The organism is Amycolatopsis sp. WAC 04169, from assembly GCF_003947535.1.
Classification (GTDB): Bacteria; Actinomycetota; Actinomycetes; order Mycobacteriales; family Pseudonocardiaceae; genus Amycolatopsis; species Amycolatopsis keratiniphila.
Window position 1 is genome coordinate 395,598 of the sequence record NZ_QHJI01000009.1, and the last position, 13,216, is coordinate 408,813.

The following is a 13,216-nucleotide window of genomic DNA, read 5'->3' on the forward strand; positions in this document are numbered from 1 at the left end:
GTTCCGTTTACGCCGCTCATCTGGCACTCTGGAGTGGTGTTGCGGCTTGCAGGTGCACGGCTGCTCGATGATCGGGACTATCCGGCGGTCCGTGCCGCGCTCGCCACAGACCCGGTCGGCAGCTGCATGGTCAGTGCCAGGGTGGAGACCGCGGGTCTCGACCCCTGGCGGCTCGGTGGCGAGCTCTGGGCCGCCGACTCCCGTCCCGTCCGGGCGGGCAGGCTCCAAGGGCTGTGCTTCTCCGGGCCGAACCTGATCCCGTTGCGCGGCAACGCCTCCGCCCTGCGTTCCTTCGCCGATCGCGCCCTGCGCCGTCAGCGGAGCTGCTCGTCGCTGGTCGGCCCGGCCGAGCAGGTGCTGGGGTTGTGGGACGAACTCGAGCCGGAATGGGGCCCCGCCAGGGAAGTCCGGCACGATCAGCCGTTGCTCGCGCTCGACGGGATCCCGTCCGTCGCCGCCGATCCGCTGGTCCGCGCGGTGCGCCCGGAGGAGCTCGACCGCTATCTCCCGGCCGCGATCGCCATGTTCGTCGAGGAGGTCGGCGTCGACCCCCGCAACGGCGACGGTGGCGCCGGGTATCGCGCCCGCGTCGCGGAGCTGATCGCCGGCGGCCGGGCGTTCGCGCGGTTCGAGGACGGCGAGGTCGTCTTCAAGGCCGAGATCGGCGCGATGTCCTCCACGGTCGGCCAGATCCAGGGGGTCTGGGTGCATCCGGAACGCCGCGGCGGCGGTCTCGGCACCGCCGGGACGGCGTCCGTGGTGACCAGGCTCGTCCGCGGGATGGGCCGCACGGCCAGCCTGTACGTCAACGCCTACAACAGCCCGGCGCTCGCCGCCTATCGCAAGATCGGCTTCCAGCAGGTCGGGCAGTACGCGACGGTTCTGTTCTAGATCGGCGTTGCATCCGGGTGGAAGGTGCCCGGGCTGGCAGGATCCGGGGCATGCCTGCAGGTCGTCGTGTCGCCGTCGTCGTGCTCGCGGGGATGGTGGGCCTCTCGGCCGCCGGGTGCGGGCTCTTCGCCGATTCCGGGCCCGAGGACGCCATCACGGGTTTCCTCGGCGGGCTCTCCTCAGGTGACGTCGCCGCCGCGGCCTCCTTCACCGATTCGCCCGACGCCGCGCGCGAGTCGCTGGAGATGGCGCGGAAGGCGCTTTCCCCCGAGTCGATCAAGATCGTGGACAAGCAGGTCCGGCACGCGTCCGGCGCGGACAACGGGACGGCGACCTATCAGCTCACCTGGAACCTGCCGCGCGGCCGGGTCTGGACCTACAAGGCCGACGCTCAGGTCCATTCCACGCAGGACGGGTGGAAGGTGCGCTGGCTGCCCACCGCGCTCCATCCGCAGCTGGCCGCCCAGCAGAGCATCGCGCTGAAGGCGGACCCGCCGGATCTGGCGCCGGTGCTGGACCGCGACGGGACGCCGTTGCTGCGCCCGCAGACGGTCGTCAGCGTCGTGCTCGACCCGGCGAAGGCGGGCGACTTGGTCGCCGTCACCGACAAACTCGGCGCGGCGCTCAACCGGTTCGAGGCGTCGGTGACCGGTCAGTCGATCCGCGACGGCGTGAAGACGCTCAAACCCGGCTCCGGCTATCCGGTGGTGAGCCTGCGGGCGAACAGCTACCAAGAGGTGAAGCCCGAGATCTACGACCTGCCCGGGGTCCGGTTCAGCCAGCAGGAAAGGCTGCTGCCGGACGACAAGAACTTCGGCAAGCAGGTGCTGCCCGCGGTCCGGTCGCTCGTCGAGGACCAGGTGGAGGGCTCGGCGGGCTGGCGCGTCGTCACCCTCGACACGGGCGGCGGCGAGATCGTCGACCTGCACTCCGAAAACCCCAAACCGGCGCCCGCGGTCGTCAGCACGCTCAGCGTGAAGGCGCAGGGTGCGGCGGAGCGGGCGCTCGCGCCGGTCCCGACGGCGTCCGCGCTGGTCGCGATCCAGCCGTCGACCGGCGAACTGCTGGCGGTGGCGCAGAACGCCCCGGCGGACCCGCAGGGCGCGATCGCGCTCACCGGCCGCTTCCCGCCGGGCTCCACGTTCAAGATGGCCACCGCCGTCGCGGCGCTGTCCGCGGGCACGGTGCGGGCGGACAGCCCGGTGGATTGCCCCGGCACGGCCACCTTCGAGAACCGGACGGTGCCGAACGAGGGCAAGTTCGCCCTCGGCGCCGTCCCGCTCTCCACGGCGTTCGCCAAGTCCTGCAACACGACGTTCGCGAAGCTTTCGACCGACCTGCCTCCCGCCGCGCTGACCGACGCCGCGCGCGATCTCGGCATCGGCGCAGACTTCGTCATCCCCGGCCTGACCACGATCACCGGTTCGTCGCCGCCGGCGAACACCGTCGCGCAGCGCGCGGAGAACGGGTTCGGCCAGGGGACCGTCGTGGCGAGCCCGTTCGGCCTGGCGGTCGCCACCGCGACGGTCCAGTCGGGCAAGGTCCCGGTGCCGACGCTGGTGCGGGGGATGGCCACCACGTCGTCCGGGCTCGGCAAACCGGTCAAGCCGGAGGTGCTCGACGCGCTGCGTGGGATGATGCGCGAGGTCGTCACCGACGGCACGGCGACACTGCTCAAGCCCTTGGCGGACGTCCGGGGAAAGACCGGGACGGCCCAGTTCGGCGACGGCACGCGTTCGCACGGCTGGTTCGTCGGCTACACCGGGGACCTGGCCTTCGCGGTGCTGACGACCGACGCCGGGACGTCCAGGCCCGCGGTCGAGGCCGCCCAGCGCTTCCTGGCGGGGCTCGGTTAGCCACCAGGTCGTAGGCTGGGCTCATGTCCGTTCGCTCCCCCTTGAAGCCCGGCGTCCAGACGCCGCGGCGAGCCGTCCCCGCCAGCATCGCCCGTCCCGAGTACGTCGACCGGCCGGCGCCGAAACGCGACACGGGCAACGGGGTCCGCACACCCGAGGTGATCGAGGCGATGCGGGTCGCGAGCCGGATCGCGGCGCAGGCGCTGGAGGAGGGCGGCAAGGCCGTCAAACCCGGCGCGACCACCGACGACATCGACAAGGTGATCCACGAGTTCCTCCTGGACAACCACGCGTACCCGTCGACGCTCGGCTACCGCGCGTTCCCGAAGTCGTGCTGCACCTCGCTGAACGAGGTGATCTGCCACGGCATCCCGGATTCGACGGTGATCGAGGACGGCGACATCTGCAACATCGACGTCACCGCGTTCATCGGCGGCGTCCACGGCGACACCAACGCGACGTTCCTGGCGGGTGACGTCTCGGAGGAGGCGCGCCTGCTGGTCGAGCGCACGCGCGAGGCGACCATGCGCGCCATCAAGGCCGTCCGCCCCGGCAGGCAGCTCAACGTCATCGGCCGCGTCATCGAGTCCTACGCGAAGCGGTTCGGCTACGGGGTCGTGCGGGACTTCACCGGGCACGGGGTCGGGCCGGCGTTCCACACCGCGCCGACCGTGCTGCACTACGAGGAGCCGTCCGTCGAGACGGTGATCGAGCAGGGCATGACCTTCACGATCGAGCCGATGATCACCCTCGGCACCATCGATTACGACATCTGGGCCGACGACTGGACCGTCACCACCAAGGACAAGAAGTGGACGGCCCAGTTCGAGCACACCCTCGTGGTGACCGAGGACGGCGCCGAAATCCTCACGCTGCCGTAAGTACATGAAGGCCCCCTTCCCTGCGCCAGGCGCAAGGAAGGGGGCCTTCATGTACTTCAGGGTCAGGCGTCGTCCTGCTCCACCCTGGCCAGGAGCTCGTCCAGGAAACCGCACGCCTCGCTGGCGGCCCGGTCGGCGTCGCGGTCGGCGATGGCCTCGGCGAGGCCTTCATGCCCTATCTCCGGCAGGTACTCGCGGCCCGGCGTCACGTTCGACGTGGCGGCCACGCTGGCCGTGATCACCTCGGTGAGCCCGCGGTACATCTCGGTCAGCAGGGTGTTATGTCCACTTTGGACGACGGCGAAGTGGAATTCCGCGTCGAGACGGGCGAAGTCCTCCCAATGGCCGTCGCGCAGCTCGGCGTTGCGGCGGTCGAGCAGGGACCGCAGCTCGACGACCTCCTCCTCGGTCCGCGACACGGCCGCGAGCCGGGCGCCCTCGACCTCGAGGATGCGCCGCACCTGCAGCACCTCGCGCAGTTCGGAGCCGCACAGCCGCCGGATGGCGCCCGAGACCTCGCTAGTCGCCCGCACGTAGGTCCCGTCGCCCTGTCGGACTTCGAGCAGCCCCGTGTGCGCGAGCGCGCGCACGGCCTCGCGGACGGTGTTGCGCCCGACGCCGAGCTGTCCGGCCAGCTCGGGTTCCGTCGGAATCCGCTGACCGATGGGCCATTCTCCCTGCGTGACGGCGTCACGCAGCTGCTCGATGACCTGATCGACCAGGCCGGCACGGCGCGTGGTGGCCAATGGCACAGCGTTGTCCCTTCATCCAATCATCCTATGTATGTGATACTAGCCGACGTGCGTGTCGACTCTCGAGAATCCGTGGCCCCGTTCGACGAAAGCCTTGAACTCGAAGGCTCGATCGAAACGGAGTGGCGGCCGGGAGTGATCACCGGCGGCGTCCTGCTCGGTGTCGCGGTGATCCTGGTGGCCCTCAACCTGCGGCCCGCGATCACCAGCATCGGCCCCATGCTCGGCGAGATGCGCGACGACCTCGGCGCCACGGCGACCTGGGCCGGCGTGCTCACCACGCTCCCCGGCCTCTGTTTCGCCGCCGCCGGACTCGCCGCACCGCTGCTGGCCCGCCGGTTCGGCATCGGCGCGGCCATCGCGTCCGCGCTTTCGGTGCTGGCCGTCGGCCTGGTGCTGCGCGTGCTCGACGGACCGTACGTCGTGCTCGGGGGAACCCTGGTCGCCACGGCGGGAATCGCCTTGGCGAACGTACTGATCCCGGTCGTCATCAAGGACTCCTTCCCGGCACGTGTCGGCATGATGACCGGCGTGTACACCGCCGCTCTGCAGGGCGGGGGCGCCCTGGGGTCCGCGCTCACCCCTCCCTTGGAGAACGCGTTCGGCGGCTGGCGCCAAGGTCTCGGCGCCTGGTCGGTACTGGCGGTGCTCGCACTCCTCGTCTGGATTCTCGCAGCCCGCGGTGCGGGACGTGCGCCCGTTGCCGAGGCAGGCAAGCAGGGTAGCGGGCGATCGCTCCTGCGTAGCCCCCTTGCGTGGATGGTCACGCTTTTCTTCGGCACTCAGGCCTTTTTGGCCTACGTCGTGATGGGCTGGCTGCCGGAGGTGATGATCGACGCGGGGGTGAGCAAGGGTGATTCCGGGCTGCTGCTCGGGCTGATCTCGCTCATCGCCGTCCCGATCAGCCTCGTCGTGGCGCCGATGGCAGCCCGGCACAAGAGCCAGAGCCCGTGGATCGTCGGGCTGGGCGTTCCCGGCTTCGTCGGCATGGTCGGCATGATGGTCGCCCCCGCCGCCTCGCCGCTGCTCTGGTGCCTCCTCATCGGGCTCGGGATGAGCGTGTTCTCGCTCGCGCTGACGGTGATCGCGCTGCGGGCGCGCACCGGCGAGGACACCGCGCGGCTGTCGGGGATGGCGCAGGGCATCGGGTACCTGATGGCGGCCGTCGGGCCGTTCCTTTTCGGGCTGCTTCACGATCTCACCCACGGATGGACCGTGCCCTGGATCATGATGCTCGCGGTCTTCGCAGCGCAGATGACCTTCGGTGCTTTCGCGGGCCGTCGCCGCTTCGTCTGAACGCGTTCAAAAAACTTCTTGACCCGTCCCGGGGCGGAGCCATAGCCTGAGCGAGTTGAACCTGTTCAAAAACTCGGTTCTGGGGGTCGGCGTGGTCGAGGGACTGGCGTACGGGACGGCGCTGGCGTGTTTCGCCGCGGTATGCGTCGCCGTGGTGCCGGAGCGGGCACCCGCGGCCATCTCGTCGCTGGAGTTCTACCGCGCCGTGGACCGGGTGTGCGTGCAGGTGTGGAAGGACAGTGGCGCCGAGATCCAGCGTTACTGGCCGGATCCGGAGGGGGAGGCCGCGACGGAGCTGCGCAAGTGGCAGCACTACGTCGCGGTGAAGGTGGACGACGCCAAGGACGTCCTCAAGGGGGCGACGGGGGTCCGCGCGGTGCCGGGAGGGGCGGCATCGGCGCGGGAGGAGTTCTTGGCGGCGATCCGCCGCTACGTCGAGGCAGCCGAGCGGTTTTCCGGGGATGGGGCCCGCTCGGCCGCCTTGATGGGCGCCTCGGACACCGAGATGAACGCGGTGAGCGCACTCGCGGCGCGGCACGGGGCCCGCTCCTGCGACCGCGTCATTTAGTCCTCTGAATGCGCACGGGCGCATTCAGAGGACTAAATGCGGGTGGGGGTCAGTCCAGGGGCAGGTTCAGCAGGGCGTTCTCGACCAGTTCCGGCATCGCCGGGTGGATCCAGTACTGCCCGCGCGCCATGCTCTTCGCGTCCAGCCCGAAGCTCATCGCCTGGATCAGCGGCTGGATCACCGAGGAGGCCTGCGGGCCGATGATGTGCGCGCCCAGCAGCTGCCCGGTGGCGGGGTCGGCGAGCAGCTTCGCGAAGCCGGTGGTGTCCTCCATCGCCCAGCCGTAGGCGATACCGGCGTAGTCCTGATGCGACGTCACGTACGACACGCCACGCTCGCGCGCCTCGCGTTCGGTCAGCCCGACGGAGGCCACCTGCGGCGAGGTGAACACCGCGTGCGGGACGAACCGGTGGTCGGCCTCGATCCGCTCGTCCGGGTGCAGCAGGTTGTGCTGCACCACGCGCTGCTCGTGGTTCGCGACGTGCTTCAGCTCGAAGACCGACGAGATGTCGCCGAGCGCGTAGATCCCGTCGACCACGGTCTGCTGGTACTCGTCGACCACGACGTGCCCGCGCTCGCCCGTGGTCACACCGGTGGCGGCGACGTCCAGGAGGTCGGAGTTCGGCGTGCGGCCGGTCGCCACCAGCAGCACGTCGGCCTCGACGGTCTCGGCGCCCTGCGGGCCTTCGAGGTCCAGCGCGACACCCGACGCGGTCTTGCGCGCGCGCACGGTCTTGCGGTCGAGCCGGACGTCGAACCGCTGCGCGGCCAGCTCGGTGAACCGGGCACTGACGTCGTCGTCCTCGGAGCGCAGCAGCGCGCCGGAGCGGTTGACCACGGTCACGTCCACCCCGAACGAGGCGAAGACGTGCGCGAACTCGGCCGCGATGTACCCGCCGCCGAGGATCACGATGCTCGACGGCAGCTCGTCGAGCCGCATCACCGTGTCGGAGGTGTGGTAGCCGGTGTCGGCGAGGCCGGGGATGTCCGGGATCACCGGCCGGCCGCCGGCGGCGAGCACGAACTTGTCGGCGGTGATCGTCTCGGCGGGGCGGCCGTCGGGGTAGCTGACCCGCAGCTCCTTGTGCCCGGTGAAGCGGCCTTCGCCCTCGTACACGGTGACGTTCTTGTTGTCCTCGTGCCCGACGCGGTATTCGCGGCCGCCCTCGGCGATCGGGTCGATCCGGCCGAAGATCCGGTCGCGCACGTCGCGCCAGCGGACGCCGGTCAGCTCCTCGTCGACGCCGAACTTCGACGACGTGGCGGGGGTGGCCGCGACGTTGGCGGCGTGCACGAACATCTTCGTCGGGATGCAGCCCACGTTCAGGCAGGTGCCGCCGAACGTGCCCTTCTCCACGATCGCCGTGTTCCAGTCCGCGAAACGCGGGTCGAGGATCGAGTTGCCCGATCCGGTACCGACGATCACCAGGTCGTAGTGGGGCACGCTGTCTTCCTTTGCGGCGGGAGCGGGGGTGGTTCCGACTCTAGCCAACTTGTCACGGCGGCCGGTTGTTCCCGGTCTAGCGGCCGGTGGAGCTGAAGTGCATCCGGTCCGTCGGCGTCGTCCAGGAGCCGCCCCAGGTCCAGCCGATCGCGGCGAAGGCGGCCACCGTCGGGTCTCCGGCGGTGATCATCCCCGGCCGCCGGTTTCCCCGGTCGAGATACGCCGACGCGAGCTCGGGCAGGACGACGTCGCCCTTGGTGTACGGGTTGCAGAACGGGTCGACGTCGATCGCGAGCCCGTAGGCGTGCGCCGACCAGTTCGTCAGGCCGCGGGCCGGACGGCAGACGAAGGCGGTGGTGTTGTTCCCGTCACCCGTCGGGGGAGCGGTGAGCTCGGCGGGGGCGGTCACGCGCATTTCCTCGATCGGGAACTTCGCGGCGAACAACCGCCCGAATACGGTGACGACGGCGTTCGCGACCGACGCGTTCACGAGCATTTCCCCGGTGTGCGCGCGGCCGTCGAAACCCCAGAACGACAACGTGAGGTAGCGCAGTTCGCCCGCGGTGACCGGGCAGGCCGCCTGCCAGGTGCTGCGTGCGAGAACCTCGGCGGGGACGGGATTCACCGTGCCCGCGAACCGGTTCCCGGCTGGCGGGGGAAGCAGGTCGGTGGTCGGCAGTGACCGGTTCGCCAGCACGGGAGGAGTCGGGAGGATCTGCCCGAAACCGTCACGGCGCAAGGGAAGCGGCTTCGCGCCGACCTGCCAGGCCGGTGACGGCGGCGGGGCCGACGTGGCCGGAGTCGTTGCGGCGGAAGAGGTTTCCGCGGGAGGGGCGGCCACCGGGCTCGAACACGAGGAGAGCAGAAAGACCGCAGCCGCCAGAATCGTCGCCGTAGCCCGCACGACGTCCAGGGTGACAGATGCGTTCGGTGAGCACAGTTCCACCCGTTTCAGTGACACCGCATCGGGCTTTCTCCGATTAGGGTATTCGCGATCGCTTGTGTACGCGCTGGAGTCGAATGACTTCCCAGGGTTTGACCGTACGTACGCCCCGGTGAAGGGACAGAACATGCCCAAGAAGTCACGTCGCACGCTGCTGCTCGCGGTCGGAGCGGTCCTCGCGACGGCGGTGATGGTGCCGGTCGCGGTCAACAGCGCGTCGGCGGACGACAGCGCGGTGAGCGGCCCGGAGCAGGCCGCCCAGCCGCGGATCGTGGGCGGCGGCAAGGCTTCGGTCTCGCAGTACCCGTACGCGGTCTACCTGGCCGACCGGAGCGGCAACCAGTTCTGCGGCGCGGTGATCGTCAGCTCCACGACGGTCGCGACGGCGGCGCACTGCGCGGTCGCGGTCAAACGCGCCGACGTCCGCGTGGTGGCGGGACGCGAGGACAAACGTTCGCGGGACGGTGTCGAGCTGCGTGTCTCGCGGGTCTGGGTCAGCCCCGACTACAGCGGCGATCCCGGCAAGGGTGACGACATCGCGGTGATGACGGTCAGCGGTCAGCTGCCGTACCGGCCCGCGAAGGTCGCGGACAACGGCAACGCCGACCTGTACGAAGAAGGCACGAAGGCGACGGTCCTCGGCTGGGGACGGGTCGCCGACGGCGGCGCGCGGTCGGACTACCTGCGCAGCGCGGTCGTCCCGGTGGTCAGCGACAAGACCTGCCGTACCGCGTACTCGGGCTACGACCCGAGCGACATGGTGTGCGCCGGCTACCCCGAGGGCGGCGTCGACGCCTGTCAGGGCGATTCGGGTGGACCGCTCGTGGTGGGAGACACGCTGATCGGGATCGTGTCGTTCGGCGAGGGCTGCGCGAAGGCGGGCAAGCCCGGCGTCTACACCCGTGTCTCCCACTTCGCGAACGAGATCTCCCAGCAGAAGAGCCGGGGCCTGATCGGCTGATCGGTGCCTTCTTCCCGTCCGATGTGCTAACAAGTGGGACGTGAGCACCGACACCCCGATCATCGAGACCACGTCGTTCCCGCTGTCCGTCGCCGGTGACGAGATCACCGCCGCGCAGCTGCACGGCATCCTCCGCCTGCGCGTGGACGTGTTCGTCGTCGAGCAGGACTGCGCCTATCACGAGATCGACGGACGCGACCTCCTGCCCGGCACGCGGCACCTCTGGATCGGCGGTTCCGTCGCCGTCGACTCGTACCTGCGGGTGCTGCAGGACGCCGGCGGCACCTTCCGCATCGGCCGGGTGTGCACGGCCGTCCGCTCACGCGGCAAGGGGCTCGCGGGACGGCTGATGGAGACCGCCCTCGCGGGGATCGGGGACGCGCCGTGCGTCCTCGACGCGCAGACGTACGCGACGAAGTTCTACGCCAAGTACGGCTTCGTCGTCGAGGGCGAGGAGTTCATGGAAGACGGGATCCCGCACCTCACGATGTGGCGCCGGGAGGCGCCGCGGCCGTGATCACCGCGACCGCGCGGTCCACGTCGGCCTCGGTGAGGTCGGCCCGCGCGGTCAGGCGCAGGCGGGAGATGCCGTCGGGCACGGACGGCGGCCGGAAGCAGCCGACGCGCACACCCTGATCCGCGCAGGCGGCCGCCCAAGCGACGGCGGCCTCCGGCGACGGCGCCTGCACCGAGATCACCGCGGCGTCCGGGAGACTGACCCTGAATCCGGCCGACTTCAGTTGCATCGCAAGGTTTCCCGCGGCTTCGGTGACCTTGGTGGCCAGCTCCGGCTCGGCCTTCAGCGCAGTGAGGGCGGCGAGCGCGGCGGCGGCACTGGCGGGCGCGAGCCCGGTGTCGAAGATGAAACTGCGCGCGGTGTCCACGAGATGCCTGATCACGCGGCGCGGTCCGAGCACCGCTCCGCCTTGCGCCCCAAGGGATTTCGACAACGTGATCGTGGTGACGACGTCCGGCGCGACCGAGAGCCCCGCCGCGTGGACGGCGCCGCGGCCGCCCTCGCCGAGGACGCCGAAACCGTGCGCGTCGTCGACGAGCAGCGACGCGCCGTGCTCCCGGCAGACACCGGCGAGCTGCTCCAAGGGCGCGATGTCGCCGTCGACGGAGAACACGGAATCGGTGACGACGAGGGCACGCGGTTTGCGGCGGGTCGCAAGCGCGTGCTTGAAGGCGTTCGGCTCGCTGTGCGCGACGGCGGCGATGTCCGACCGGGACAGGCGGCAGCCCTCGATCAACGAGGCGTGGATGTACTTGTCCGTGACGATCGCGGAATCCGCGCCGGACAGGGCCGTGACGGCGCCGAGGTTCGCGGTGAACCCGGACGAGAAGACCAGCGCGGCCTGCGTGCCGCAGAAGCGGGCGAGTTCGTGCTCGAGTTCGGCGTGGACCTCGGTGGTGCCGGTGACGAGCCGGGAGCCGGTCGCCCCCGCGCCCCAGCGCAACGCGGCCGCGGCCGCCGCACCGGCGACGCGCTTGTCCCTGGCGAGCCCGAGGTAGTCGTTTCCGGCGAGGTCCAGCTCCGGCTCCTGCGCCTGCCGGATGCGCAGCTTGCGCACCAGCCCGGCCTCGGCCCGCTTCTCCGCCTCCACGTCGAGCCAGTCGAAGACCTGGTCGGGCGGGAGGTTCTGGGAGGCGGGGCCGGGAGAAGTCACGTCCCGCAGTCTCCCATCCGCCGTTTCCCGATGGACGTGGTGGTCCCCACTCCGAACGCAATGAAAGGTCCTTTCCTTGCAAATTTCGCAAGGAAAGGACCTTTCATGGCACTAGCCGCCGGAAGGACCGGCTTCAGTCACTTCAGCTGTCGTAGCTGCGACGCGGGCGCCCGCCCGGACGCTGCGGACGGCCGTTGCCGCCACCGCCCTCGCCACGACGCGGGCGGCCGCGGAAGCCACCGGGACGGCCGCCTTCGCGGTGACCGTGACCCTCGCGCGAACCCTGGTAGCCGCGGTCGCCGCCACCGTAGCCGCGGCCACCGCCACGACGCGGGGACTCACGACGGCGCTCCACGACCGGCTCGCCGCTGGGCTGCTGCGCACCGGTGATGCGGGCGAGCTCGGCGTCACCCGGGCGGATGGTGGTCTGCTCGGCGCGGACGCCGGCGCGGTCGGTCATCCGGCGCACCATGCGGCGCTGGTCGTGGGTGACCAGCGTGACCACGACACCGGACGCCCCGGCGCGCGCGGTGCGGCCGGCGCGGTGCAGGTAGTCCTTGTGGTCGGCGGCCGGGTCGACGTGCAGCACCAGCGAGATGTCGTCGACGTGGATACCGCGCGCGGCGACGTCCGTGGCGACGAGGACGGGCGCGTAGCCCTCCTTGAAGTCCGCGAGGACGCGGTTGCGCTGGCCCTGGGTCTTGCCGCCGTGCAGGGCGGCCGCGTGGACGCCCTTCTCGCGCAGGCGCTCGGTCAGGCGGTCCACGTGGTGCTTGGTGCGGACGAACATGATCGTGCGGCCCTCGCGGGCGCCGATCTCGGTGATGATGTCCTGCTTGTCCTGGTGCGACACCTGGAACACGTGGTGGTCCATGGTGGTGACGCTCGCGGTCGACGGGGCGACCGAGTGCGTGACCGGGTCGGTCAGGTACGCGCGGACCAGCCGGTCGACGTCACCGTCGAGGGTGGCCGAGAACAGCAGGCGCTGCCCGCGGGCCGGGGTCAGGTCGAGGATCTCGCGGACCTGCGGCATGAAGCCCATGTCGGCCATCTGGTCGGCCTCGTCGAGCGCGACGAAGTTGACGTCGGACAGCGACGCGGTGCCCTGGCGGACGTGGTCCGACAGCCGGCCGGGGGTGGCGATCAGCAGGTCGACGCCGCGGGAAAGCGCGTCGGCCTGGCGGGTGAAGGCCATCCCGCCGACGGCGGTGCGGCACCACAGGCCGAGGGCCTTGGCCAGCGGGGTCAGCGAGTCGGCGACCTGCATGGCCAGCTCGCGGGTCGGGACCAGGATCAGCGCGCGGGGGTGCTTCGGCCGGGCGCGGCCACCGTTGAGCCGGGTCAGCATCGCGAGGCCGAAGGCCAGGGTCTTGCCGGAACCGGTCTGGGCGCGGCCGAGCACGTCGCGACCGGCGAGCGCGTCGGGGATGGTCGCCGACTGGATCGGGAACGGGGAGGTGATACCGGCGTCGGCCAGCGCCCGCAGCAGCGGGTCGGGAAGGCCGAGTTCCGCCCAGGTCTTCACCTTGACCGTCTCGACGGCGTCTTCGCGCAGCATCGCGTCACCCGCGGGGCGGGTGCGCGGCTTGCGGTGCTGACGCGCCGACGGTGAGACGTGGCCGGAGTTGAACGTGACTGTCACAAATGCCTCTCGGACGTGGCACGTCGCAAGGAGGCCCGGGCTGCCCGCGCGCAGGCAGGGCAAGATGGTGTGCACAGATGGGCGTTCACAGGGACGAACCCGGCACACCGCGTCTGCGTGACACCGCGCGCCAATGGATTGATACGGATACCGCGAGCCATTCGGTTGGCTTTGGAGGCGACGGACACCAACTCATCCACGCCGCCGGTTGCGGTCTGTCACTACTGTACCGGACCGTTATCCGGCCTCCCAACTGGAGGGACCGATTGTGGGCAGGGTCTCCACGACGGCTTCTCCCTGCGTGTCATGAAA

At 70.6% G+C, this 13,216-nt stretch carries 12 protein-coding genes; 7 read left to right on the forward strand and 5 right to left on the reverse strand.

Annotated features, from left to right (window positions below):
• The first annotated feature begins 36 nt into the window (after positions 1-36).
• Genes DMC61_RS27100 through map form a run of 3 tightly spaced genes read left to right on the forward strand, consistent with a single transcriptional unit; the run spans position 37 to position 3,628 of the window.
• Entirely contained in the window at positions 37-891 is an 855-nt protein-coding gene (locus DMC61_RS27100; protein ID WP_043848294.1) for a GNAT family N-acetyltransferase, read from the forward strand.
• A 50-nt stretch (positions 892-941) separates the two neighbouring features.
• Positions 942-2,747, forward strand: a complete 1,806-nt coding sequence (locus DMC61_RS27105) for a penicillin-binding transpeptidase domain-containing protein (RefSeq protein WP_125692295.1) — start codon at positions 942-944, stop codon at positions 2,745-2,747.
• Between the two features lie 23 nt (positions 2,748-2,770).
• Positions 2,771-3,628 carry a type I methionyl aminopeptidase gene (map, locus tag DMC61_RS27110; RefSeq protein WP_016336173.1) on the forward strand — a complete coding sequence of 286 codons (858 nt, stop codon included), beginning with the start codon at positions 2,771-2,773 and terminating at the stop codon, positions 3,626-3,628.
• 62 nt (positions 3,629-3,690) lie between these two features.
• On the opposite strand, the gene DMC61_RS27115 is transcribed toward map, so the two are convergent.
• Positions 3,691-4,380 (reverse strand): FadR/GntR family transcriptional regulator, encoded by a 690-nt coding sequence (locus DMC61_RS27115; RefSeq protein WP_125692297.1) that lies wholly within the window; start codon positions 4,378-4,380, stop codon positions 3,691-3,693.
• A gap of 48 nt (positions 4,381-4,428) precedes the next feature.
• Between DMC61_RS27115 and DMC61_RS27120 the strand changes: the two genes are divergently transcribed.
• Positions 4,429-5,676 (forward strand): MFS transporter, encoded by a 1,248-nt coding sequence (locus tag DMC61_RS27120; protein WP_125692299.1) that lies wholly within the window; start codon positions 4,429-4,431, stop codon positions 5,674-5,676.
• A 55-nt stretch (positions 5,677-5,731) separates the two neighbouring features.
• Positions 5,732-6,244: a hypothetical protein gene (locus DMC61_RS27125; protein ID WP_233594961.1), complete on the forward strand. Its 513-nt coding sequence runs from the start codon at positions 5,732-5,734 to the stop codon at positions 6,242-6,244.
• 49 nt (positions 6,245-6,293) lie between these two features.
• Here DMC61_RS27125 and DMC61_RS27130 read toward each other — a convergent pair whose 3' ends face one another.
• The gene (locus tag DMC61_RS27130) at positions 6,294-7,688 is read right to left on the reverse strand and encodes a mycothione reductase (RefSeq protein WP_125692301.1); all 1,395 of its coding nucleotides are present in this window, start codon (positions 7,686-7,688) and stop codon (positions 6,294-6,296) included.
• A gap of 76 nt (positions 7,689-7,764) precedes the next feature.
• Positions 7,765-8,427 carry a M15 family metallopeptidase gene (locus DMC61_RS27135; protein ID WP_125692455.1) on the reverse strand — a complete coding sequence of 221 codons (663 nt, stop codon included), beginning with the start codon at positions 8,425-8,427 and terminating at the stop codon, positions 7,765-7,767.
• 331 nt (positions 8,428-8,758) lie between these two features.
• Here DMC61_RS27135 and DMC61_RS27140 point away from each other — a divergent pair, with 331 nt between their 5' ends.
• Together DMC61_RS27140 and DMC61_RS27145 are read left to right on the forward strand one after the other, a co-directional pair.
• The gene (locus DMC61_RS27140; protein ID WP_125692303.1) at positions 8,759-9,592 is read left to right on the forward strand and encodes a trypsin-like serine protease; all 834 of its coding nucleotides are present in this window, start codon (positions 8,759-8,761) and stop codon (positions 9,590-9,592) included.
• 40 nt (positions 9,593-9,632) lie between these two features.
• On the forward strand, positions 9,633-10,109 hold the full coding sequence (locus tag DMC61_RS27145; protein WP_125692305.1) for a GNAT family N-acetyltransferase: 477 nt from the start codon (positions 9,633-9,635) through the stop codon (positions 10,107-10,109).
• Here the strand turns inward: DMC61_RS27145 and DMC61_RS27150 are convergent.
• Entirely contained in the window at positions 10,075-11,262 is a 1,188-nt protein-coding gene (locus DMC61_RS27150; RefSeq protein ID WP_125692307.1) for an 8-amino-7-oxononanoate synthase, read from the reverse strand. The genes DMC61_RS27145 and DMC61_RS27150 overlap by 35 nt on opposite strands.
• Before the next feature lie 142 nt (positions 11,263-11,404).
• Entirely contained in the window at positions 11,405-12,904 is a 1,500-nt protein-coding gene (locus DMC61_RS27155; RefSeq protein WP_125692309.1) for a DEAD/DEAH box helicase, read from the reverse strand.
• Positions 12,905-13,216: the final 312 nt, after the last annotated feature.